The organism is Streptococcus sanguinis, assembly GCF_019929225.1.
Taxonomy (GTDB): domain Bacteria; phylum Bacillota; class Bacilli; order Lactobacillales; family Streptococcaceae; genus Streptococcus; species Streptococcus sanguinis_J.
This window is the reverse complement of the sequence record NZ_JAHZPA010000001.1, coordinates 664,858-689,840: the sequence shown is the minus strand read 5'-3', so window position 1 is coordinate 689,840 and position 24,983 is coordinate 664,858. Positions and strand designations below refer to the sequence as shown.

Annotated in this window: 20 protein-coding genes; 17 read left to right on the top strand and 3 right to left on the bottom strand. The window is 42.6% G+C overall.

The annotated features are described in order from the left end of the window. The first annotated feature begins 156 nt into the window (after positions 1-156). Together ccdA2 and sdbB are read left to right on the top strand one after the other, a co-directional pair. Entirely contained in the window at positions 157-864 is a 708-nt protein-coding gene (gene ccdA2, locus K1I80_RS03495) for a thiol-disulfide oxidoreductase-associated membrane protein CcdA2 (protein WP_223312871.1), read from the top strand. Between the two features lie 15 nt (positions 865-879). Continuing rightward, positions 880-1,455: a thiol-disulfide oxidoreductase-associated lipoprotein SdbB gene (gene sdbB, locus K1I80_RS03490; RefSeq protein WP_223312872.1), complete on the top strand. Its 576-nt coding sequence runs from the start codon at positions 880-882 to the stop codon at positions 1,453-1,455. 50 nt (positions 1,456-1,505) lie between these two features. Here the strand turns inward: sdbB and K1I80_RS03485 are convergent, their stop codons facing one another. The 3 genes from K1I80_RS03485 to K1I80_RS03475 form a co-directional block, all read right to left on the bottom strand. After that, positions 1,506-2,756 carry an NAD(P)H-dependent oxidoreductase gene (locus K1I80_RS03485; protein WP_223312873.1) on the bottom strand — a complete coding sequence of 417 codons (1,251 nt, stop codon included), beginning with the start codon at positions 2,754-2,756 and terminating at the stop codon, positions 1,506-1,508. Between the two features lie 17 nt (positions 2,757-2,773). After that, positions 2,774-3,379 carry an NADPH-dependent FMN reductase gene (locus K1I80_RS03480; protein ID WP_002900396.1) on the bottom strand — a complete coding sequence of 202 codons (606 nt, stop codon included), beginning with the start codon at positions 3,377-3,379 and terminating at the stop codon, positions 2,774-2,776. A 157-nt stretch (positions 3,380-3,536) separates the two neighbouring features. After that, positions 3,537-4,472 (bottom strand): FAD:protein FMN transferase, encoded by a 936-nt coding sequence (locus tag K1I80_RS03475; RefSeq protein WP_223312874.1) that lies wholly within the window; start codon positions 4,470-4,472, stop codon positions 3,537-3,539. A 258-nt stretch (positions 4,473-4,730) separates the two neighbouring features. Here K1I80_RS03475 and nox point away from each other — a divergent pair, with 258 nt between their 5' ends. From nox to K1I80_RS03400, 15 genes are all read left to right on the top strand, one after another. Beyond that, complete coding sequence (gene nox / locus K1I80_RS03470; protein WP_011836937.1) at positions 4,731-6,107, top strand: H2O-forming NADH oxidase; 1,377 nt, start codon at positions 4,731-4,733, stop codon at positions 6,105-6,107. Between the two features lie 149 nt (positions 6,108-6,256). Further along, a complete protein-coding gene (locus K1I80_RS03465; RefSeq protein ID WP_223312875.1) occupies positions 6,257-7,813 on the top strand; it encodes a ClC family H(+)/Cl(-) exchange transporter in 1,557 nt (518 codons plus the stop codon). Positions 7,814-7,930: 117 nt separating this feature from the next. Then, positions 7,931-8,803, top strand: a complete 873-nt coding sequence (efeO, locus tag K1I80_RS03460; RefSeq protein ID WP_223312876.1) for an iron uptake system protein EfeO — start codon at positions 7,931-7,933, stop codon at positions 8,801-8,803. Positions 8,804-8,807: 4 nt separating this feature from the next. Further along, the gene (gene efeB / locus K1I80_RS03455; protein ID WP_223312877.1) at positions 8,808-10,016 is read left to right on the top strand and encodes an iron uptake transporter deferrochelatase/peroxidase subunit; all 1,209 of its coding nucleotides are present in this window, start codon (positions 8,808-8,810) and stop codon (positions 10,014-10,016) included. After that, positions 9,994-11,694, top strand: a complete 1,701-nt coding sequence (locus K1I80_RS03450; RefSeq protein ID WP_223324217.1) for an FTR1 family iron permease — start codon at positions 9,994-9,996, stop codon at positions 11,692-11,694. The genes efeB and K1I80_RS03450 overlap by 23 nt, the downstream gene beginning before the upstream one ends. Then, the gene (gene tatC, locus K1I80_RS03445) at positions 11,687-12,403 is read left to right on the top strand and encodes a twin-arginine translocase subunit TatC (RefSeq protein ID WP_223311407.1); all 717 of its coding nucleotides are present in this window, start codon (positions 11,687-11,689) and stop codon (positions 12,401-12,403) included. The genes K1I80_RS03450 and tatC overlap by 8 nt, the downstream gene beginning before the upstream one ends. Further along, positions 12,403-12,591: a twin-arginine translocase TatA/TatE family subunit gene (locus K1I80_RS03440; protein WP_223311408.1), complete on the top strand. Its 189-nt coding sequence runs from the start codon at positions 12,403-12,405 to the stop codon at positions 12,589-12,591. The genes tatC and K1I80_RS03440 overlap by 1 nt, the downstream gene beginning before the upstream one ends. Positions 12,592-12,660: 69 nt before the next feature. Beyond that, complete coding sequence (locus K1I80_RS03435) at positions 12,661-13,242, top strand: xanthine phosphoribosyltransferase (RefSeq protein WP_223312879.1); 582 nt, start codon at positions 12,661-12,663, stop codon at positions 13,240-13,242. Between the two features lie 115 nt (positions 13,243-13,357). Continuing rightward, positions 13,358-14,701 carry an MATE family efflux transporter gene (locus K1I80_RS03430; RefSeq protein WP_223312880.1) on the top strand — a complete coding sequence of 448 codons (1,344 nt, stop codon included), beginning with the start codon at positions 13,358-13,360 and terminating at the stop codon, positions 14,699-14,701. A 228-nt stretch (positions 14,702-14,929) separates the two neighbouring features. After that, positions 14,930-17,173: an ATP-dependent Clp protease ATP-binding subunit gene (locus K1I80_RS03425; protein WP_223312881.1), complete on the top strand. Its 2,244-nt coding sequence runs from the start codon at positions 14,930-14,932 to the stop codon at positions 17,171-17,173. 207 nt (positions 17,174-17,380) lie between these two features. Then, a complete protein-coding gene (lpdA, locus tag K1I80_RS03420; RefSeq protein ID WP_223312882.1) occupies positions 17,381-18,721 on the top strand; it encodes a dihydrolipoyl dehydrogenase in 1,341 nt (446 codons plus the stop codon). Positions 18,722-18,736: 15 nt separating this feature from the next. Then, entirely contained in the window at positions 18,737-19,810 is a 1,074-nt protein-coding gene (locus tag K1I80_RS03415) for a thiamine pyrophosphate-dependent dehydrogenase E1 component subunit alpha (protein ID WP_002897599.1), read from the top strand. 18 nt (positions 19,811-19,828) lie between these two features. After that, positions 19,829-20,860, top strand: a complete 1,032-nt coding sequence (locus K1I80_RS03410) for an alpha-ketoacid dehydrogenase subunit beta (RefSeq protein ID WP_002895536.1) — start codon at positions 19,829-19,831, stop codon at positions 20,858-20,860. Positions 20,861-20,873: 13 nt separating this feature from the next. Then, a complete protein-coding gene (locus K1I80_RS03405) occupies positions 20,874-22,133 on the top strand; it encodes a dihydrolipoamide acetyltransferase family protein (protein WP_223312883.1) in 1,260 nt (419 codons plus the stop codon). Between the two features lie 243 nt (positions 22,134-22,376). Then, positions 22,377-24,977 carry a PRD domain-containing protein gene (locus tag K1I80_RS03400; protein WP_223312884.1) on the top strand — a complete coding sequence of 867 codons (2,601 nt, stop codon included), beginning with the start codon at positions 22,377-22,379 and terminating at the stop codon, positions 24,975-24,977. Positions 24,978-24,983 lie beyond the last annotated feature (6 nt).

Here is a 24,983-nt window from a genome sequence, read left to right as displayed (position 1 = left end):
GTACAGGTTTTGCTGTTCATCAAGCGAATTTTTCTATTTTCCTAGTCACATTATGTTTACCAGAAAATTACCGTAGCGGATTTGTGAAAAATCTATAAGATTCATTTATAATGATAAATGAATGAATATTCTAGGTAAGGAGTTAGAGGAGAGTAAATGGAGTCGCCTTTATTTTTTGTTTCAGTTTTTTTAGCGGGTATTTTGTCCTTCTTTTCCCCTTGTATTTTTCCTTTATTGCCCGTTTATATTGGCATTTTATTGGATGACAAGGATGTCAAGACCCTGAAAGTATTCGGCCGAGAGCTTGCTTGGCAGGGAATGGTTAGAACACTCTTTTTCATTGCGGGTATCTCAACAGTCTTCTTTTTGCTAGGTTTTGGGGCTGGATTTTTAGGAACTATTATTTACAGTCTGACCTTTCGTTATGTGATGGGAGGTCTCATTATTCTGCTAGGTCTGCACCAGATGGAGCTTATTAATATTCGCCAGTTACAGATTCAAAAGAGCTTGACTTTCAAAAAGAACGGTCAGAAACATCATTTTTGGTCTGCTTTCTTACTAGGGATTACCTTTAGCTTTGGTTGGACTCCTTGCATTGGACCAATCCTCAGCTCAGTTTTAGCCTTAGCAGCTTCAGGTGGGAATGGTGCATTTCAGGGCGCAATTTTGACCTTGATTTACACTTTGGGAATGGCCCTGCCTTTCTTAATCTTAGCTTTGGCATCTAGCTTTGTTATGCAGTATTTTAATAAAATCAAGCCTTATATGGGTTTGATGAAGAAAATCGGCGGAGCCCTGATTATTCTGATGGGAATTCTGCTGATGCTAGGACAGCTCAACGCCCTGTCTGGACTTTTTGGATAAAAAGGAGAAAGAAATATGAAAAAATTCGTTACTTTATTAGCAACTGTGTCAGCAGTGGTCTTTTTGGCAGCCTGTTCGGAACAGGAAGAGAAGCCTATGACTATGCCCACAACCAGCAGTTCATCTAGTGAGACCACTCAGACAAGTACAGTCACCCAAGCAGCTGTCGGTCAAGAGGCTCCCGACTTTACTTTGCAGTCTATGGATGGAAAAACTGTCAAACTTTCTGACTATAAAGGCAAGAAGGTTTATCTAAAATTCTGGGCTTCTTGGTGTGGCCCTTGTAAGAAAAGTATGCCAGAATTGGTCGAGTTAGCTGGTAAAACGGACCGTGATTTCGAGATCTTGACAGTTGTAGCACCAGGTCTCCAAGGAGAGAAATCTGCCGAGGAATTCCCAAAATGGTTTCAAGAACAAGGTTATAAAGATGTACCAGTTCTATTTGACACTTCAGGAGAAATTTTCCAAGCCTATCAGATTCGTAGTATCCCAACTGAAATCCTCATTGACAGTCAAGGGAAAATTGGGAAAATCCAGTTTGGCGCTATCAGTAATGCTGATGCAGAAGCAGCTTTCAAGGAAATGAAATAAAGCAAAAAAGAATGGACTTATCATCCATTCTTTTTTAGTTTGTAAGGTAATTAAGCGCTAGCACCTGATGTCGCATCGGCTCCTCCGCCTCCGTGACCTCCATCGCCATCACCTCCAGCATCAGAAGCACCAGAAGTAGCGTCTGCGTCTCCATGACCTCCGGCAGGAGCAAATGATCCGCTGCCTCCAACCAAACGTTGACCAGTTTCTTTTAAGTACCAGTCAAGCCACGGTTGGAAATTAAAGACGATTTCATTGATACCTGCGTATGATCCGTCAGGATAGTACATAGCTTGGTAGTTGTGGGTATTGATAACGCCTGCAGGTGAACCTGGGACGATTGTACGTACGTATTCTTGATTTCCGTTGCGAAGTGTTCCGATCACCCACTCTACATTCTTCATCCGAGCTGGTGGAAGAGAACCGTGAACGGTTGACATGCGGCTACCTGATTGAGGCGGCACACGTTTGGCAAACATGGTGTCTGGGTCTTGGTGGGCGTTGTTGTAGTAAAGGAATTGGTTGTTATCGTCAGCGTATGTCAATTCAAATGGCATAGCTTTCAAGAACATATCAATCTGGTTAACGGTCAAGATACCATGGTCAAGTTTGACATAAGTATCTCCTGAAACAGCGCCAGTGATTTCAGCGACTTTTTCCACCCATTCTGGATCATCTGGATCAACTTCTGTAATTGTCGTAGCGATTGGTTTTCCGCAGTCTAAGTCTTCAGGTTCAATTGGTTTTGGTTTTTTCAATTTTGAAACGACCTCTACATATTTGATAAAGTTATCTAAGCATGTTTCAAGGAAATTCACAGTTCCTTCGTTGGTGATATTACCATCATTGTCAAAAGCTTCCTTAGCTTTGCCCAGCAAGAACTCATTGCCTGGAAGAGTGTAAGCATTGACACCAGGTGCGTCTAGGATTTTACGCAGGTGAACTTGAGCGCGAGATGTTCCTTGGTCGTAGTATGATGCACCAACAATCATGACAGGCTTGTTTTCGAAAGGATGAACCTCGTAAGAGAGCCATTCTAAGACGCTCTTCAAAGGAGCGCTGATAGTATGATTGTGCTCAGGAGTTGCGATGATGACACCGTCTGCACGTGTGATTTTGTTATACAAATAACGCAACTGGAAGCTTTCATCCCATTTTTCATCCTGGTTAAACATTGGGACTTCATCGATTTCTAAGACTTCCAATTCAAATTTAATTTTGAACTGACGGCGGATGAATTCCAATAATTTTCGGTTGTATGACTGTTCGTAGTTTGATCCTACAATTCCAACAAATTTCATTCTTTCGGTCTCCTATCTTACAATTTTTCCCAGTTAAATTCTTCAGCATCTTTGCGAAGTAATTCTTGTGCGTTGCGCAATTTTTCAGTGATTTTGACAAAGATACGGAAGTCATCAAAGATGGCATCCAATTTTTTGACAACATCAAGATCTACCAAGTCTCCGCTTTGGTCAAAAGCTTGAAGGGAATGCGAAAGCAAGAACTCATCTGGAAGAACAGTTGCCTTGATTTCTGGAGCGTTCAAAATTTGACGGAGCTGCAATTGGGCACGAGAGGAGCCAAGTGTACCATAAGAAGCACCAGTGATCATGACTGGCTTGTTCAGCAGTGGATAGATACCATAAGAAAGCCAAGCCAGAGCATTCATGAGCACAGCTGGAATAGAGTGGTCGTACTCAGGTGTTCCAATGAGTACTCCGTCTGCTGCATCGATTTTTTCTGCGATTTCTGATACCAACTCAGGGACGTTTCTGTCAGCAGGTTTATTAAACATTGGGATATCTTTAATCTCTACCAGCTCAATTTCAGCCTTGTCAGCAAAGTGCTTAGACATATATTGAAGAAGTTGCCGGTTTGTAGAACGTTTAGAATTTGTTCCAACAATTGCAATAAGTTTTAACATAAAATTTCCTTTCTGAAATTAAGATACAGAGCCCTCATGTGTACATTTATTTTTCTTGAGGCAGGTAAAAACCAGAAGAAAGAGAGGGCGTTTTAAAATGGGCATTAGTTATAAAAGCTAGAGCAACAGAGTTACCGCATAGTGAGGTAGCAAATAATTAAGAAGCAGGAATTATCTGCTCTAAAAGTCCTGAGCTACAGAAGATCTGATCGTCTTGGGTGATAATCAATGCTTCGATCCCTGTCTGCTGTTCAATCTGGGACAGAATTGATGTCGGACTTTCACCAAATAGGCGAGTTGTCCAAATTTCGCCATCTACCGACTTGTCTGAAACAATGGTCAGACTAGCCAATTGATTTTCGATAGGATAACCTGTTTTGCGATCCAGAATGTGATGGTAGTTCTGCCCTTCAACTGTAAGGGTTCGCTCGTAGATTCCTGATGTGACCACTGACTGATTGGTGACCGCTAGTATAGCTGAGTGATTGCCGCGAGGCTGCTTGGGATTTTGGATACCAATTCGCCAGGCACGCTGGCTGACTGCATTTTGCCCAATTGTCAGGACATTGCCACCAAGATTGATAAGAGCAGAAGTCACTCCCTGACTCAGCAAATAGTCCTTAATCTTATCAGCGATATAGCCTTTAGCCAAGGCGCCTAAATCCAGCTTCATGCCTTTCTTAGTCAAAAATACACTACAATTTTCTGGATTCAACTCAAGCAAGTTTGGGTCGGTCAGACTTAGAGCTTGCTGAATCTCTTCTGTGCTTGGAAGACGAGCATCTGAAAATCCTATCCGCCAGGTCTGGACGAGAGGGCCAATCGTGATATTTAAGTGGCTGCCTTCTGCTAGGCTGTGATATTTCCCCAGCTCAATCAGCTCAAAAAGTTCTGGGTGAACTGAGACGCTTTCAATTCCTGCCAGATGATTGATAGTCATAAGTTCAGAGTCTTCATCATTGGCACTGAAGCGATTTTTATAGAGATGAAGCAGTTGAACCGCCTCATCTAAGAGTATTTCCGCTCGCTCATGACAGAGAGATATGCAAATCGTACTCCCCATCAAATGGAGTGAGCGAGAAGCAAAGTCCACATTATCACAACCTTTCTAAAATTAACCTCTCTAACCTTATTATATCAAAAAGATACCGGTTTCACAATCTTAAAATTGTTATATTTTCAGAAAATTAACTTTCGCATAAAGCTGTATTTTCGAAGCGATGAGACAGCGGTGGTATAGCTTTTTAGGCTGTATAAGAATTTTTGAAAATCTCGAGCAAATTTCTTGTAAACGCTCACAGGAGATGATATACTGGTCTAGTAAATTATAAATTAAGGTAGGACTATTCTTATGAGTAAAATCGTTGTAGTTGGTGCAAACCACGCAGGTACAGCGTGTATTAATACAATGTTGGACAATTATGGTGCAGAAAACGAAGTAGTTATTTTTGACCAAAACTCAAACATTTCATTCTTAGCATGCGGAATGGCCCTTTGGATTGGACAGCAAATCAGCAAGCCAGATGGACTTTTTTATGCAGATAAAGAAACTTTTGAAGCAAAAGGCGCAAAAGTTTATATGAATTCACCAGTTGAGTCAATTGATTATGATGCGAAAAAAGTTACAGCTATTGTTGATGGCAAAGAGCATGTAGAGTCATATGACAAATTGATTTTGGCAACAGGTTCTCAGCCAATTCTGCCTCCGATTAAAGGTGCTGAAATGGATCCTAACAGTCGGGAATTTAAGTCAACCTTGGAAAATCTGCAGTTTGTTAAATTGTATCAAAATGCTGCTGATGTTATCGAGAAATTGCAAGACAAGAGCAAACATATCGAACGTGTGGCAGTAGTAGGAGCAGGCTACATTGGGGTTGAGTTGGCAGAAGCCTTCAAACGCCTTGGTAAAGAAGTGATTCTGATTGACGTTGTGGATACTTGCTTGGCGGGTTACTATGACCACGACTTGTCTGAAATGATGCGTCAAAATCTTGAAGACAATGGTGTTCAATTAGCCTTTGGCCAAACTGTTCAAGCTATTGAAGGTGAAAACAAGGTAGAACGCATTGTAACGGATAAAGCTAGCTATGATGTAGATATGGTCGTCTTGGCAGTTGGCTTCCGTCCAAACACTGGTCTTGGTGCTGGCAAGTTGGAAACATTCCGCAATGGTGCTTTCTTGGTGGATAAGAAGCAAGAAACTAGCATCAAAGATGTTTATGCAATCGGTGACTGTGCAACTGTCTACGATAACTCTATCAACGATACAAACTACATCGCCTTGGCTTCTAACGCCCTGCGCTCTGGTATCGTAGCAGCTCATAATGCTTGCGGTCATGAATTGGAGTCTAACGGTGTTCAAGGTTCTAACGGTATCGAAATCTTTGGTTTGAAGATGGTTTCAACTGGTCTAACTGAAGAGAAAGCAAAACGCTTTGGTTATAGCCCAGCTGTGGTTGAGTTTAAAGATACTCAAAAACCAACCTTCCTTGAAAAAGTTGAGCATCATGATGTAACAATTAAGATTGTCTATGATAAGGACACACGTGTAGTTCTTGGAGCTCAGATGGTTTCTAGAGAAGATATGTCTATGGGTATTCACATGTTCTCATTGGCCATTCAGGAAAAGGTTACAATTGATAGATTGGCCTTGCTGGATCTTTTCTTCCTGCCACACTTCAACAAACCATACAACTACATTACTCAAGCAGCTTTGAAAGCAAAATAAGAAAGTAATTAAGTCTGGGACAATTCCTAGACTTTTTTGTATAGAGCCTTAAAAAAGAAAAGTGAAAGAATAAATTTATATTTCATCTGTTTATCAGGCCTGCTTTGTGCTAGAATATTGGTAAAGTAACAATTTAGAGGAGATTGGGAATGACAAAAGAGTCTAGCTCACGTGAGGACGACATCAAGAGAGAATTTAATTTCGCAACTCATTCGATTATTTCCCAGGTTTTGCGAGGTGTTTTAGTTGGGATTTTTGCTGGACTGGTAGTCGGGATTTTCCGCTTTCTGATTGAAAAAATCTTTCATTTAGTGCAGGATGTCTACCAAAAGAGTCAGCAGTCTTTGCTTTGGTTACTGGCCTTGGTGTTCCTTTATGTTTTCATCGTCTTTCTCAACGCTCGCTGGGTAAAGTCGGAGAAAAATATCAAGGGGTCAGGGATTCCGCAGGTTGAAGCAGAGCTGAAAGGCCTGATGTCGCTTTCTTGGTGGAGTGTTCTCTGGAAGAAGTTTGTGTTGGGGATTTTAGCCATTGCTAGCGGTCTGATGTTGGGTCGAGAAGGGCCAAGTATTCAGCTAGGCGCTATGAGCGGCAAAGGCGTCTCTAAATTTCTGAATTTGAGTGCCGCTGAGGAGAGAGCGCTCATTGCCAGCGGTGCAGCAGCAGGCTTAGCAGCAGCTTTTAATGCACCAATCGCAGGTTTGCTATTCGTAGTAGAAGAAGTTTATCGTCATTTTTCACGCTTTTTCTGGGTTTCTACGCTGGCAGCCAGTCTAGTTGCTAACTTTGTCTCACTCTCCATGTTTGGACTGACGCCAGTGCTGGACATGCCAGATAATATCCCGGTCATGAGGCTGGAGCAGTATTGGATCTATCTGGTCATGGGTTTGCTGCTGGGCTTGTCAGGCTATATTTATGAGAAAGTCATTTTGAACATTCAGCTAGTTTATCAGTTTTTAGGACGAATATTTAGGATTTCAGAAGCTTATTATCCTATTTTAGCCTTTGCTTTAATTCTTCCGATTGGTTATTTCCTGCCTCACTTGCTGGGTGGGGGCAATCAGTTGATTTTATCCTTGACCGCTAGTCATTATACTGTGGGAACCTTGCTCTTATTTTTTGTTCTGCGTTTTATCTGGAGCATGCTGAGTTACGGAAGCGGGCTGCCAGGTGGTATTTTTCTGCCTATCCTTGCTCTGGGTTCACTTCTGGGCGGAGTAATGGGGGCAGTCTGTCTGCAGCTGGGTTTGATTTCTCAGGAGCAATTTCCGATTTTCATTATTCTGGGCATGAGTGGCTACTTTGGAGCTATTTCCAAGGCTCCACTGACAGCTATGATTCTGGTCACAGAGATGGTCGGCGACATCCGTAATCTCATGCCGTTGGGACTGGTCACTCTGACTGCTTACATTATCATGGATCTGCTAAAAGGAGCGCCAGTCTATGAAGCCATGCTGGAAAAAATGTTGCCAGATAGTATCGAGGACCAAGGAGATACTACTTTAATTGAAATCCCTGTTTCTGAAAAGATTGCTGGTCGGCAGGTGCATGAGCTAAACTTGCCTGATGGGGTCTTGATTACCATGAATGTCCACAAGGGAAAGACTCAAACGGTCAATGGTAGCACGCGCCTCTATCTAGGAGATACGATTTACTTGGTGCTGAAAAAGACGGAAATCGGAAAAATCAAAGAAGAGCTGCTTTAATGGTCTTAATATATAGTTTTTGATTAAATTGTCAGACAATTTCTTGAAATATGAGAGAAAAACTGGTATAATTTACAGGAATAATCTCTATCTAGGAGAGAAAGCAAAGGAGTCACCATGAAAAAACTTGGCATCGTCCTATTTTCAACGGCAATTTTACTGACTGGCTGTGCAGCCAACAATTCTTCAAACAAGACTGGCTCAAGCAGTCAAGCATCCAGCAGCCAAACGGCTGTCAATCAGAAAGAATTGGACAAGGCGACAGCGGATTACAAAACGTTTGTTCAAGGACAAATCGATCAGCTCCTGACAGATACGGAGAAGTTTCGTGATACCCTTAAAGAAGGCAAGCTTGATGAGGCTAAAAAGCAGTATCCGCTTATCCGTATGGCCTACGAGCGCTCGGAGCCGATTGCTGAGAGCTTTGGTGAATCAGACGTTAAAATCGACTTCCGCTTGGTCGACTATGTGGACGAAAACAAGACCGAAGAAGGTTGGTCTGGTTTCCACCGTATTGAAAAAATCATGTGGGAGCAAAACACAACCAAGGGAACTGAAAGCTATGCCAATCAGCTGGTCAACGATATCAAGGAGCTAAAAGCTAAAATCGCAACAGTTGAAGTGACGCCAGATATGATGCTAACAGGTGCTGTTGACTTGCTCAATGAAGTAGCGACCAGCAAGATTACAGGTGAGGAAGAAGTATTCTCTCATACAGATCTCTATGATTTCCGAGCGAATATTGAAGGAGCAGAAAAGATTTTTGAGCTCTTTAAGCCATTGATTAAGGATAAGGACGAGAAACTCGTCAAGACCTTGGAACTTGAGTTTAAAAACGTCAACGGTCTCTTAGACAAGCACATGACTGACTCTGAAAACTACAAACTCTATACAGAATTGACAAAAGAAGACACCAAAGAGTTGGCGGAAGCTGTGACCAAACTGGGTGAGCCTCTTTCACAAATGGGAGTCATTCTAAACGGGGAGTAATCATATGACAAACGACGAAAAATGGTTTAATAAAAAGATGGATCGTCGTGAATTTCTTAAAAAAGCAGGGATTGGAGGCGCTGGTCTTGCACTGGGTGTCTCTGGTGCATCTGCTTTTTTCGCTAATCAGGCCAAGGAAGATAAGAAATTCGCTGACGGTGAGGAAGAAATCAGCTTTTACGGGGAGCATCAGGCGGGGATCACAACTCCAATGCAGAAGAATATCTACTTTGTTGTGTTGGATTTGCATACGACAGATAGGGAAGCCATTATCCAGCTCTTTAAGGACTGGACAGCCTATAGCGAGAAGTTGGTAAATGGAGAATTGGTCAAAAAAGATAATTCCAATGCTCTTTTGCCGCCAACGGATACTGGAGAAACTGTTGGTCTCAACCCTTATCGATTGACTTTGACCTTTGGGGTCTCAGCCTCTTTTCTGAAAAAAATGGGCTTGTCAGACAAACGACCGAAAGCTTTTCGTGATTTGCCGCCTTTTCCAAAGGAGCAGCTTAAAGAAAAATATACGGGTGGCGATATTGTCATTCAGGCCTGCGCGGATGATGAGCAGGTGGCCTTTCATGCAGTTCGCAATCTGGTCCGTAAGGGGAGAAATGCCATCACTATGAAGTGGAGTCAGTCAGGCTTTGCTGCTATCGGAGACCGGATATCAACGCCTCGTAATCTCTTTGGATTTAAGGACGGCACGGCCAATGTGACCAAGGAAAAAGACTTTGACAAGGTCATTTGGTGCGACAGCAAGGACTGGATGCAGGGCGGCTCTTACATGGCTGTCCGCCGGATCCAGATGTTCCTTGAGACCTGGGACCGAACCAATCTGCAGGAGCAGGAAAACACTTTCGGTCGCTATAAAGAGAGCGGAGCGCCTTTTGGCAAGAAAGACGAGTTTGATGAGGTTGACTTGGACCTGCTGCCAGAGGATTCACATGTCCGTCTGGCCAAGGAGGTTGATAAACCCATATACCGCCGGTCTTATTCGTACTCGGATGGGATTGATGAAACTACTGGTCAGTTCGATACAGGACTGCTCTTTCTTTCCTTCCAGAAAGATCCAGATAGCTTTGTCAAAGTTCTGACTAATCTAGGCGCTCAAGATAAGATGAATGAATATGTCACACATATTGGCAGTGGCTTGTTTGCCTGCTTTGGTGGAGTGAAAAAAGGAGAATACCTTGGTCAAAAATTATTTGAATAAAAGCCTGGTGATTTTGGGGCTTTTGCTTGTCTTTTTAGCTAAGCCGGTTTTAGCGGATGATAGCTACAGCAGTTTATTCGTCAAAATCACTGATGCCAGCACTGCAGTCAAGCAGAAGGACCAGGAAAAAGCCAAGCAGCTAGTCGGAGAGATCAAGACTGACTTTGAAAAGGTGACTAATCATGACTCAGCAGCGGGACAAGAGGTAAGTAAGGCACTAGACTTATCAGGTCAGGTGACGGAGGAGAAGCTGACACAAATCTCTTCTGCCCTCTTGAAATTTGAAAAAGAGCAGAATCCAGTCGACTTAGAGGCTGAGAAAAAGAAGCTTCTCAGTAAGTTAGAGCCAAAATTTGAAAATCTACAAAAAGCCATTAGTGCTAAGGATTTAGAAGCGACAAGAGAAGCATACAAGAAGATGAATAGCACCTGGACTAGCAATGAAAGCGTAGTGCGAGACAACAGCACAGCCCATTACGGCAAGGTAGAAACAGCTATTTCATTCCTGCGCAGTGCCATTGAGACGGAGCCTACTGACTTTGATACGATTCAGTCTTCTTTTGATGATTTGAAAACCGCCATTGATAATTTTGTCAAAGGAGAGAAAGTCCAAGAAGCTGCCGGCAATCTGACGCTGAAAGATGGGATTAAGCTCCTAGAGGAAGCCTTGAGTCTCTTTCAAAGCGGAGATGATAAAAAAGCCGCTGCCAAGATGAAAGAGTTCATCACTATTTGGCCAACGATAGAAGGAGATGTCAGCGTCAATAATCCTTCGCTTTATACCAAGGTTGAGAGTCAGACACCTGTTATTATGGTCAAGGGTGGCGAAGAGAAGTATCAAAAGCAGCTAGAATCCTTGATTAGTGAGCTGTCCCAGATTGACACGACAGCTTCCTATCATTTCTTTGATGCTATGCTGATTTTGCTACGTGAGGGTGTAGAAGCGCTCTTAATCGTCATGGCTTTGATAACGACTCTGAAAGCCTCTAAGATGAAAAAAGGACTCAAATGGGTTTATGCCGGCGCAGCAAGTGGAGTTCTAGCCAGCGCTGTGATTGCGGCTTTGTTGCAGTTTCTTTTCCCAGCAGTTGCTTCCGGATCCAATCGTGAAATTATTGAAGGTGCAGTGGGAATTTTCGCTGTCGCCATGATGATATTAGTTGGTATCTGGCTACACAGCAAGGCATCTATTGAGAAATGGAATGACTTTATGGAAAGCCAAATGAAGGCTGTAACAGCCACAGGCAGTTTTCTTTCCATGTTTGCTCTTAGCTTTCTGGCAGTTTTCCGTGAAGGGGCTGAAACCATCCTTTTTTATGCGGGAATTCTGCCGCGCATCACTATGACTGATTTCCTTTTGGGAATCGGCTTGGCTGTTCTGGTCTTGGTCTTGCTGGCCTTTATCATGAGCAAGGCGTCTGGTCTTCTCAAGCCACACAGCATTTTCTTCTGGCTGACTTGGCTCATATATGCCTTGGCCTTTAAAATGCTGGGCGTCAGCATCCATGCCCTTCAGCTGACCAATATCCTACCGACTCACTTAATCAATGGCTTTGTGACAGTAGACTGGATGGGGATTTATCCAAGCCTAGAAGTGGTCATCAGTCAGGCGTTCTTTATCCTGCTAGTCGTTTATGTTAGCTTTAAAAATCAGAAAAGCGAGCAGAAGCATGGATAAAAAAGAGCAGACTATTATTGAGCATTTGACAGAGTTCAGACGGCGTTTTCTAGCGGTATTGGCTTGCTTCTTCCTGGTTTTTCTAGTTAGCTTGCTCTTTTCAGCCGATATTTATCGATGGCTGACCAGTAATTTTGAGCAGAAGCTGCTGGTGCTGGGGCCGGATGATATCCTTTGGATTTATATCAGTCTGGCTAGCCTTGTCGCTTTTTCCCTGACCTTGCCATTTTTGGTTTATCAGGTCTGGGAGTTTGTCCGACCGGCTTTGCGGGCCAATGAAGCACGGGCCGTTTTCACTTATATCCCAGCTACCTTTCTCTGTTTTGTTCTGGGGCTGGCTTTCGGCTTTTACTTTGTGACTCCAGCTATTTTGCAGGTTTTGCTGTCGCTGGGTGAGGGCCTCTTTGAGACACGACTGACAGCGCAGAATTATCTTAGTTTCGTCTTTCATACCACTATTCCGATTGCTTGCCTTTTTGAGTTGCCGGTTCTGGTGTCCTTTTTGACTTCTATCGGTTTGCTCAATCCGAAATTTTTGGTAAAATATAGACGATACGCTTACTTCGTTTTGCTGGTTTTGGCTGTTGTCCTAACACCTGCTGACTTTATCAGCGACTTGTCTATGACAGTGCCTCTGATTTTGCTCTATGAAGTCAGCATCTTACTTAGTCGCATCATTTATCAAAGAAAATCAACGAGGAGAAACTAATGGGACTTTTAAAAGACATCGGAGTACCTGGGGTAATCATTATTGTTCTGGGAGCCCTGCTTATTTTCGGACCAAAACGTCTGCCTGAACTGGGACAGTCTATCGGTAAAATGTTTTCAGAATTCAAAAAAGCAATCAATCATGCTGGAGAAGAAGAAAAGACCGAGAATAAAAACGAAAAAGAGTAAAGGGAAAGCACGGATATCTGTGCTTTTTCTGCTAGAATCAAGATGGATTTTGGAAAGGAAGGAAGACGAATGAAAAAATTAGAAGAACGGATTCTCAGAGATGGACAAGTGTTAGGTGAAAATATCCTGAAAGTTGACTCTTTTCTGACCCATCAGGTTGATTTTTCTCTGATGAAAGAGATTGGCCAGGTCTTTGCGGAGGTGGTAAAGGACGCAGGAATTACCAAGGTAGTGACTATTGAAGCTTCTGGTATTGCTCCGGCTGTATACGTAGCAGAAGCGCTAGGACTACCAATGATTTTCGCTAAGAAGGCCAAAAACATCACGATGACAGAAGGGATTTTGACGGCTGATGTTTATTCTTTTACCAAGCAAGTGACTTCGACCGTTTCGATTGCTGGGAAATTTCTCAACTCTGATGATAAAGTGCTGATTATTGACGATTTTTTGGCGAATGGTCAGGCAGCCAAGGGATTGATCACCATTATTGAGCAAGCAGGAGCCCAGGTTGAGGCAGTTGGCATTGTCATTGAAAAATCGTTTCAGGGTGGCCGTCAACTTTTGGAAACTGCTGGTTATCGTGTTCTTTCTTTGGCGCGAATCGCAGGATTTGAGAAGGGGCAAGTTGTATTTGCTGAGGCAGATATATGATTTCCTTTTCCTTTTGACTATCTGTCTGGCTTATAGTATAGTAAAGATAGTTGATATTCCAAAAATCTAAGCTCATTGATTTTACTTGGGTAGGAAAAGTTTTTGAGGGATTTCTATGCACCAAACTCATAATTTACAGCAGCGGATGCGGCTCTTTATTTCTATTTTTTTGCCAATTTTGATCTACCAACTGGCCAATTTTTCAGCTTCATTTGTTGATACGACCATGACTGGTCAGTATGACACCCTGCATCTGGCTGGTGTTTCCATGGCAACTAGTCTTTGGATTCCATTTTTCGACCTGCTGATAGGGATTGTGTCTGCCTTGGTACCTATAATCGGGCATCATTTAGGACAGGGGAAAAAAGAAAAGATTGCTTCTGATTTTTATCAGTTTATTTATCTTTCTTTGGGGCTATCGCTAATTTTATTTGCCTTGGTATTTGTGGGCGCTCCTTTAGTTTTGTCTCACCTTGGCCTAGAGCCTTTGGTAGAAGAAGTGGCAAAGAACTATCTTTGGTATCTGGCGATCGGTATTATTCCTCTTTTGCTCTTTAGCACCATACGTTCTCTGTTTGATGCTCTAGGGTTGACCAAGCTTTCCATGTATCTCATGCTCTTACTTTTACCTTTGAATGGCACTTTTAATTATGCCCTAATCTACGGAGCATTTGGTTTTCCAGAAATGGGCGGAGCTGGAGCTGGACTTGGGACTTCTTTGGCATATTGGGTTTTGCTCCTCATATCCTTGTTAGTAGCAGCCAAACATCCAAAAGTTCGAGCCTATGAGCTATGGAAGATTCGACCGCTAGACAAAAAAGGCTTAATCGAAGGCATTCGACTTGGACTGCCTATTGGCGGAACGTTTTTTGCAGAAGTTGTGATTTTCTCGGTTGTTGGCTTGGTCATGGCTAAGTTTTCGTCACTAATCATTGCCAGCCATCAGGCGGCCATGAATTTTTCAAACTTAATGTATGCCTTTCCTATGAGTATTTCAACCTCAATGTCTATTATCGTTTCTTATGAAATTGGAGCCAATCGACCTGACGATGTTAAGAAATTCTGTAAACTTGGGCGGCTGACGGCCTTGGGAATTGCTGGATTTACCTTTCTCTTTCTCTATATCTTACGCGACCGAGTGGCTGCTCTCTATGGTTCGGATACCGAGTTTATCCGTATGACATCTGTTTTTCTGACCTACAGCCTCTTTTTCCAGTTGGCAGATACTTTTGCGGCTCCTTTGCAGGGCATTCTTCGGGGCTACAAGGATACTCAGGTACCGTTTTACTTGGGTTTGATTGCTTATTGGGGAGTTTCGCTGCCTCTGGGGCTCTTCTTAGATCACAATACTAGTTTAGGCCCTTATGGATATTGGATTGGTCTCATTGCCAGCTTGGTGATGAGCGGCATTCTCTTTCAGTGGCGGCTTAATCGCTTGGCTAAAAATATTACAAATTAAAGAGTGTTGGTTTGTCCCTTTAGGATAAGTCAGTGCTCTTTTTTTCACAATCTTTTGTTAAAATTATATTAAAACATGAAAAACGCTTACATTTTTTCTAGTATATTGATTGTGAAAATGATATAATAAACATAAGATTATCAAGTTAAGTTTTTGTTAAAATAGGTTAATTTTTAAAATATTGTTTGCAGTTGACTTTGGTTTTCAGTAGAAAAGCGAGGAAACTATATGACCGAACACTATACCAATCTTTTGCAAGAAGTATTAAATGCTACAAAGGAATTAGCTATTCAAAAACACAATTATCAAGTGGACATTCCGCATGTCTGGACAGTTCTGACTCAGCCCCAGGCTTTTGCCTTGGAATTCTATACCGGTTTGGACCTTGATATTAATGAATTTATCAGCGTCATCAATCAGGAACTAGCCAAGATTCCTGTATTTTCACATACGGACACGAGCCGCTACGGACGTCAGTATAGTCAACGCCTCAAGAATCTTTTGGATGATGCAGAGGCTGAAAGGGCGGAACTGAGGGACGAGGTGGTAACAGTAGAGCACCTGATTCTCAGTCTATTTCATCAGCAGAGAAATCCGATAACTGTCTTTTTGAAGCAGGCAGGAATTGATAAGGAGCTAGTTGCGAAAAAGTTGAATAAGGTTCGCCAAGGCAAACGAGCTGTCTCTTCCAGTCAGGAGAGTCGCTATCAAGCCCTGAGCAAATATGCGACTAACTTTAATCAGTGGCTGACTGACAAGACCGATAGACAGGTAATTGGTCGAAAAGACGAAATAAACGATATTATCCGTGTGCTGTGTAGGAAAGAGAAAAGCAATGCCATTCTCCTAGGTTTTCCAGGTGTTGGAAAATCCAAAGTGATAGAGGGGTTTGTTGGAAGATTACTTGCAGATGACGTTCCAGAACATTTATTGGGCAAGGAAGTTTTTAAGTTAAATCTGGGTGGACTGATTGCCGGGACTAAATATAGAGGAGAGTTTGAGGAGCGCTTCAAGGCTGTTTTGGATGAGGTGCTGGCTGCTAAGGGAAAGATTATTCTTTATATTGAGGATATCCACCAAATCGTGACGGCAGGTCGGACAGAGGGGGCTCTTGATGCAGGCAATCTTTTAAAGCCACTCTTGGCTCAGGGGCAGATTAATATCATTGGCACAACGACTTTTGCTGCTTATCGAGAAAGTTTCGAGCTGGATCAAGCTTTGGAAGGGCGTTTCCAGCGGATTCGCATTGAGGAGCCTGATCAAGATAAGGCATTGGCAATTCTGCAAGGACTGCGGGAGAATTATCAGGACTTTCACGGAGTTAGGCTGACGGACGAGGCCTTGCAGGCAGCAATCAGTCTTTCAATTCGTTATCTGTCAGATCGTTATTTGCCAGATAAGGCATTGGACTTGATTGATGAGGCGTGTGCTGTTAAAAAAATCCAGCTAGATCAAGCGCAAACTGAACAGCTAGACGTCAGTCGTGAAGATATAGCTAGTATCGTAGAGCGTATAACGGGAATCAAAGTGCAGGGAATCATGGACAATGAGCGCGAACACCTTCTAAATCTAGACAAGCTCCTGCGCCAGAGAATTGTAGGGCAAGACCAAGCTGTTCAAAAGGTTTCGGAGGCGATTTTACGCTCGAGGGCTGGAATTCAAAATCCAAAGCGTCCTATTGGTTCATTCCTCTTTCTGGGGCCGACTGGAGTCGGGAAGACTGCTCTGGCAAAATCCCTTGCTGAGCGGCTGTTTGGTAATGAGCTGGAAATGGTCCGGCTGGATATGTCTGAGTACATGGAAAAACATGCCGTAGCTCGTTTAGTTGGTCCGCCACCAGGTTACGTCGGATTTGAAGAGGGAGGACAGCTGACAGAAGCTGTCCGTAGGAGGCTTTATTCGATTGTTTTGCTGGATGAGATTGAAAAAGCCCATCCAGATGTATTCAACTCTCTGCTGCAAGTCTTGGACGAAGGACGATTGACAGACTCTAAAGGCCGTACTATTGACTTTAAAAATACTATTTTGATTATGACAAGCAATATTGGCTCCCAGCAGATTTTGGAAAGTCTCAAAAGTGAACAGGGACTGACTTCTGAAACGCAGGATGAAGTTCTATCCTTGCTGCAACATAGCTTTAGACCAGAGTTTTTAAATCGGATTGACGAGACGGTTATTTTCAACCCTCTAAGGGCAGAAGATATGGTCAATATCGTAAAAATTATGGTTACGCAGCTCCAAGAAAGGCTGAAACAACAGAAGATTCAGCTTCATCTGAGAGAAGAAGTCTATGCTTTTTTAGCCCAGCAGGGCTACCAGCCGGAGTTTGGTGCTCGTCCTATTCAAAGAAGCATTATGCGCTATCTAGAAACGCCTTTGGCTCGTTATTTGATCGAAAATAAGGAAACAACTGAAATGGCAGTTCATGCCAGTTTGAAGGATGGGCAACTGGATTTTAATTATTTGGTATAAGTTTCTTCTAAAAAGTAAGCGCTTACTATTTGTAGGCAAAGAAAATGAAGAAAGGAGGTTCATGGTTTCTGAGAAGACTGTATCCTGAGATTTTGAAATGAGTCTTAGGTATACAAATAAATAATGAGATACTTTTTGTATCTAAAGCCGACAGCAATTATTTTGATTGTTGGAGCACCCTTTGCATTTTATGAAAGGAGGCCTGTTTTGTCTGTTTATGATGTTTTGATTATCGGTGCTGGACCGGGTGGTTATGTGGCTGCTGAAGAAGCAGCTCATTTGGGCAAGAAAGTGGCTGTGGTAGAAAAGAAGTCTATCGGCGGAACCTGCCTGAATGTAGGATGTATACCGTCTAAGGCCTATCTCCAGCACGGTCATTGGCTGCTGACAATGGAGGAAGCTAGGCGTTATGGCATTGAGAGCAAGCTTGAAAGGATTGATTTTGAGAAATTGGTAGACCGAAAGAATCAGGTTATTGCCAGTTTGCAATCTGGAATTCATGCTAGCTTTAAGTCTTTAGGTATCGAGTATATAGAAGGCCAGGCCAAGTTTGTCAAAGACCGAACTTTCTCTGTCAATGGTCAAGAAACCAGTGGCAAAGATGTGATTTTGGCTACTGGCAGTTATCCTTTTGTACCACCTATCAAGGGATTGGAACAGGTTGACTACCTAACGACGGATACGTTTTTTGACTTGAGGGAGCTTCCTGAGAAGTTGGTCATTATCGGAGGTGGCGTTATCGCAATTGAGCTAGCTTTTGCTATGGCTCCTCTGGGTGTTGCTGTTACTGTTATCGAGGTTGCGCCAGAAATTCTTTTGACCGAAGAAGCAGAAGCGCGACATGTGATTCAAAAGAAACTAAAGAAAATGGGGGTGATGATTTATCAGGGGGCGCAGATAAAGGAAGTAACTGGTAATTCTGTCTTGCTTGAGAACGAGCAGGTTGCTTTCGACCATCTTTTAGTCGCTACTGGCCGCAAACCAAACCTAGAGCTAGCGAAGGATATGGGATTAGCCTTGACGGAGCGAAATTTTGTCAAGGTAGATCAATACTACGAAACATCCAAAGAGCATGTTTATGCTATCGGTGATCTCTTAGAATCTTATATGCTGGCCCACGTAGCTAGTGCAGAAGGAATAAAAGCTGTGAGAGCTATCTGCCGAAGAGCTGAAGAAGCAGTTGATCCGCTCGGTGTCCCCCGTTCGCTCTACACCAGTCCTGAAGTAGCTTCTTTTGGTCTCAGCAAGGATGAGGCTGAGGAGGCGGGATATGATGTTCAGGTCCAACAGCTACCTTTCTCTTATAACGGGCGGGCTATTGCTATAGGTGAGACAGAGGGCTATGTCAAGCTAATCTCAGAAAAGAAATACCATCTTCTACTAGGTGCAGTCATCGTTGGTCCGAACGGTACAGATCTTCTGCAGAATTTGATTTTGCTGAGGCAGGCTGAAGCAACGCTGGATCAAGTTCTTGAAACAGTTTTTGCCCATCCTACCACTTCAGAACTAATACAAGAGGTCGCTAAAAGACTCGTTCAGGACGATTAATGAGGAGGTAAAAATATGTCAAATTATAAAGATTTACCACAACAATTGAGCAAAACAAGAAACCAAAGTGCTGTATCAGAGCTAGTAGATTTAAAAGTCTATGATGCTACTGAAGTTGAAGTAGAGCAGGTTTCCAAAGAAAAAGCCAAGACCATGTATAAAACCATGTGGGATATCCGTAATTTTGAGGAAAATACTCGGCGTTTCTTTGCTGCAGGACAGATTCCTGGTTTTGTTCACCTTTATGCTGGAGAGGAAGCGATTGCTACCGGCGTCTGTGCCAATCTGACAGACAAGGACTATATTACCAGTACTCACCGGGGACACGGTCACTGTGTTGCTAAGGGCGGAGATTTAAAGGGAATGATGGCAGAAATTTTTGGCAAGGAGACTGGACTTGGAAAAGGAAAAGGCGGATCTATGCACATCGCCGATTTGGACAAGGGAATCCTTGGTGCCAATGGTATGGTTGGTGGAGGCTTTGGTCTAGCTACCGGTGCTGCTATGCGCAACAAGTACTTGAAAACCGATAGTGTGGCTGTCTGCTTCTTCGGTGACGGTGCAGCCAATGAAGGGAATTTCCACGAATGTCTCAATATGGCATCAATTTGGAAACTGCCAGTTATCTTTGTCAATGAAAACAACCTCTTTGCAGAATCGACACCGCAATGGTATTCTTCAGCGTCTGGCACCATTGCTGAGAGAGCGGCTGCTTATAATATGCCCGGCGTTCGGGTTAATGGTAAGGATTTATTCGCTGTCTACCAAGTAGCCAAGGAAGCTGTAGAGCGGGCTCGTAGAGGGGAAGGACCTACCTTGATTGAAGCTGTAACATATCGCGATCATGGTCATTTTGAAGGGGATGAGCAGAAGTATAAGGCTTTGGAAGGTGAAGAAAAAGACTGGGCTGATGTGGATGCTCTAGATGTCTTCCGTGACTACGCTATCGAGCATGGCCTCTTGACTGAAGAGGAACTTGATGCCATATTAGAGGAGTCTCGAAAGGATGTGGAAGAAGCTATCAAATTTGCTCAAGACAGTCCGATTCCTCGTTCCGAGTCTCTGCTGGAAGATGTATTTGCTGATTGATAGAAGGAGGTTGATCAAATGGCTAGACAACTGTTATTTATGAAAGCAATCAATGAAGCGCTGGATCAGGCAATGGCAAAAGATGACACCGTAATCCTTCTGGGAGAAGATATTGCTGGCGGTGTAACAGTCAAGCACTTGGAAGAAGAAAACGAAGATGCTTGGGGCGGTGTAATGGGTGTAACCAAGGGACTCATGCCAAAATACGGCCGAGAGCGGGTGATTGATACTCCGATTTCTGAGCACGGATACGTGTCAGCTTCTGTTGGAATGGCTCTGACTGGCTTGCGGCCAGTACCGGAGCTGATGTTCAATGACTTTATCGGTTTCTGCTTTGACGCTATTCTGGGGCAAGGATCAAAAATGCGCTATATGTTTGGCGGTAAGGCCAAGGTTCCGATGACAATGCGGACCATGCATGGGGCAGGAGCTTCGGCTGCAGCTCAACACTCGGGTTCATATTACGGTCTCTTTGGATCTATTCCTGGTATCAAGGTAGTTGTTCCAGCAACTCCGTATGATGCTAAAGGGTTACTGCTGGCTTCCATTGAAGACGATAATATCGTGATTTATTCAGAAGATAAGACTCTCTATGGTATCAAGGGAGAGGTGCCAGAAGAATATTATACAGTTCCAATTGGAAAGGCTGCTGTCCGCCGTGAAGGAACAGACCTCACTATCGTTACTATCGGTAAAATGCTTTATGTTGCTTATGAGGTAGCGGATCGCTTGGAAAAAGATGGTATTTCGGTCGAAGTCATTGACTTGAGAACAGTAGCTCCTTGGGATGAGGAGACTGTCTTTGAATCAGTCAAGAAAACTGGACGACTGATTATCGTTGATGAATCCAACCCTCACAATAACACAGCAACGGATATTGCAGCTGTAGTGACTGATAAATGCTTTGATTATCTTGATGGTCCGGTAAAATGCGTCTGCGCGCCAAATGTGCCAGTGCCGTTTGCTGTGAATCTGGAGCAGCTCTATATCCCTAATGCTGATAAGGTTCTGACTGTTGCTGCAGAATTGATTGACGATCTGAAGAGATAGAAGGGAGGCAAGTATGGCTACAGAAATTGTAATGCCTAAACTAGGCTTAACAATGACCGAAGGTTTGATAAATAACTGGCTGGTCAAGGAAGGAGACACAGTAGCTGCTGGTCAGCCTGTCTTAGAAATCAGTTCTGAAAAATTGACCAGCGATGTAGAAGCACCAAGCGCAGGAGTGATTTTAAAAATTATCAGTCAGGCGGGCGATACTGTCCCATGCAAGAAAGTAATTGCATGGATTGGTGAAGCAGGAGAATCTATTCCAGGTATGGAAGCAGAAGGAGCCTCTGCGAACCAGTCAGAAAGTGAGCATGGGGCAGCTGATGCAGGGGTTGGACTAGCAGAAAAAACTGCGACAGCAAGTTCCAACTCTGTCGGAAACAGTGAACATGGACGTATTTTCATCACTCCTCTTGCCCGTAAGATTGCTAAGGAAAAAGGATATGATATTTCCTTGATTTCAGGAACGGGAGGCAATGGCCGTATTACCCGACGGGATGTGGAAAACTATAAACCAGAGGCACTTCCAAACCAAACACCTGAAAGTAGCTCAGCAGTCCTTCAGCATGCTGGTCAAGTTGACTATGGTGCAGGATTGACAGGTATGCGCAAGACTATTGCAGAGCGGATGATGACTAGTCTCCAGACATCAGCTCAGGTGACCTTGCACCGTAAGGTGGATATCAGCAAGCTGATAGCCTTTAGGCAGGATATGAAGGATAAGGTCGCTTCACCACTAGAAAATGGCGAAATCAGCATCACAACTCTGCTTACAAAGGCTGTTGCCAAGGCGTTGAAAGATCACCCTCAGCTCAATGCGTGGTATTTCAATGGTCAATATCAGGAAGTAGAAGATATTCATATCGGTATTGCAACGGCACTTAGTGATGGTTTGGTGGTTCCGGTCATTCGTCACGTGGATAAGCTAACGCTGGCTGACTTGGGCTTAGCTATCAAAACGGAAGCCAATCAAGCTCGTAAAGGAACTTTGGATCCAGCTCTTTACTCAGGTTCAACCTTCAGTATTACTAATCTCGGGGGAGCAGACATTGAGTATTTCACTCCTATCCTAAATATACCAGAAGTAGCCATTTTAGGAGTTGGTGCCTTGCAAACGTCGCTGGCTCTTGACAGCCAAGGACAGGTCTACGAGCAAAAATTCCTGCCGCTCAGCTTGACTTTTGACCATCAAGTCGTAGATGGTCAGCCCGCAGCGGAGTTTCTAGCCAGTCTAGCGGACAAATTGGAGTCTCCTTACGACTTGGTTTTCTGATAGAAGAATGAATGGTGAATTTCATTCCTGAATGATAAAGAAAAAGGCCAGCTGTTTATATCATTCATTAACAGTTGGCCTTTATGTATTCTGTTATCCTCTTGTTTCAAATTTATAAAGGTTTGATAAGGAAATGACAGGATGATAGGGAGTAAGCTCTAAGGCTCTAAGTGGGTGGATAAAGCTGCAGTATAAGATAAATTGAATAACGATAATGGGAGAAAAATATCAGTGAGGTAGAATATGAAGGTTGCCAAAACACTAGTCTTAGAATATCTAGAGCAAGAATTACTAAAGAATGATAAGCAAGGCCTTGAAACGAAAGTAATTGCTGCCGCTTTAGGAATGCAACGCTCAAATGTGAGCACTATTTTGAATCAATTGGTAAAAGAAGGGATACTCGTTAAAGGAAATACACGGCCAGTTCAATACAAGTTAAAAGAGGTATTTGTAGAAAATCCTTTGGATTTTCCAAGCATTATAGGTGAAAATGGCAGCCTGCGAACAGCCATCCAGTTAGCACAGGCAGCTATTTTATACCCAAATTATGCCCTTCCTGTACTTATTTTATCCGAGGTCGGTGCTGGTAGAACTCACTTCGTTAATAAAATGATGGAGTTTGCCATTCAAAATCAAGCTATTAGTAAGCCTCAGTTGTTTGAAAAAATTAACTGCTTAGACTATATTGATGTTCTGGATGATTTGCTGAAGTTGTTATTTGGCTCAGAGGCGACGAAGTCTGTATTTGAGAAAGTGGCAGAAGGAATTTTATTTATAGATAACATACAAGTTCTATCTTCGGCGGTTCAGAATAGATTGATTTCCTGGCTGAATCACAGAGAAGGAGAACAAAAGAGACGTCAGAAGAAAGGTTTGGTAATTATCGGAAGTAATGCTAAGCTATCTGAACATTTATCCAATAAACTTCCTGTTGTAATCCAGCTGCCTTCTTATCCGAATAGACCGATTAGTGAAAAGCTAGAGTTACTAAATTACTTTTTAGCTATCGAATCAAAGAATTCTGCGCATGATATTCAAGTGCCGCGTGATGTCATTCATTCCTTCATCCTATCAGCGAATATTAGCAATATAAAAGAATTAGAATATGTAGTTCGAACTGCTTGCGCCAATGCTTTTGTAAGAAGTCTGAGGTCGGAACTAAAAGATTTAACACTTAGTAATGACGATTTGCCCATTCCTTATCAAGGAATTCGTCATTTAGGTGGCCATAATGTAGTTAAAATCGATGAATTGATTGGCAAACGTAAGGTGCTGATTTATGATAAGGAGTTGGGATTACTGGATTTTTCAGAGCAAGAGTCGGATGATTTATATAACAAAATTAAATCAGAATATTCTCAGTTATCAGAAAGAGGCATAGAGCAGGATGATGTTTTTGAGGCAGTGAGAAACTATATTCAAAGCTATATTGAATACAAACCTTTTGTCGAGAAAGAAGATGAGTTGGAAAATCTTAATCAGCTTGAGACGATTGTCTCTGCTGAAGTGATTCAGTTGGTACAAGCCTTTGTTCTATCTGTTCAAAAAGAACTCAATCTAGAGCTTAATTCGACGGCATATTACGGCATCAGCCTTCATGTCAATGCGATGATTAAGCAGAAAGGATCGTTGAATCGGCAGTTGGATAATGATGCTATTGTGAAAGTGATTCGGGATTATCCAATAGAGTATGCACAATGTTCTAAATTTGCCAGGCAACTAGAAGCAAGATTTCAACTAGCTGTTCCAATAGATGAAATCGTCATCCTAACCATGTTTATTATTGAGTCCGAAAAGAAACAAGATAGTCTACGACCTATCTTGCTCTACGTCCTGCACGGTAAAGGGGTTGCCAAGTCCTTGGCTGAGTCAACCAAGATGCTGACTAAAAATAACCAAGTGTATGGCTTTGATATTCTATTAGAAGAATCTCTAGAGGAAAGCTATCGCAAATTAAAAGAGCGAATTGAGGAGCTAGACCAAGGTTTAGGGGTCATCGTCCTCTATGATATGGGATCGATTAAGGAAATGCTGGATAAAATTCGAGAAGAAACTCTGATTAAAATCAGAGAATTTGAAATTCCCATTACTATGATTGGCATGGGGATTGCACGGCGCTGTTTGATAGAAAATGATATTGACAGTGTCTTTCACGCTTTTCATATGGAAATGAATCAGCTTTATAAAAATCGGGACCAAGAAAAAATCATCATTACACTCTGTTATACCAGCGAAGGCGGTTCTCTTCAGCTAAAGCACTATCTTGATCAGTATTCAAAGTTGGGTTACCGTTTCATTGCTTTGTCAGTTGCCAATAAGGAGATGTTGATTGAGGAAGTGATGGCTTTAAGAAAGACCTATCAAGTCCATGCTTTTGTTGGAACTTTCGACCCTCAAATTATGGGCATCCCTTTCATTTCCATTAAAGATGTCTTTGAGCAGCCCAAGGAGCACCTAGATAAATTATTGATGTTTGTACCAACCTCTGTCAATAGCTACGATTATGAGAAAGTTTACCAATTTTTAGAAGAGCAATTTATCTATACTTCCTTAGCTAAGATTAAAAAGATTCTTCCTGCTATTTTAGATGAATTTGATTTTTATTATCAGCTGACAGAGGAGCAAACAATAGGCTTGTTTGTTCATATTGCGTGTCTAGTGGAGCGAACCCTTTCAGGAGAATGCTTGAAGAAGAGCAGTAAAGAAATTGCTGGTCTTATCGAAAAATTCCCTGATGACTATAAGCACATTAGGAAAATCATTCGAACAGTGGAGCGAAGCTTTAAGATTCTTATAGATGACGCAGAGGTCAGTGTTTTAATTCAGATGCTGCGCAAGTTATAAAATTGT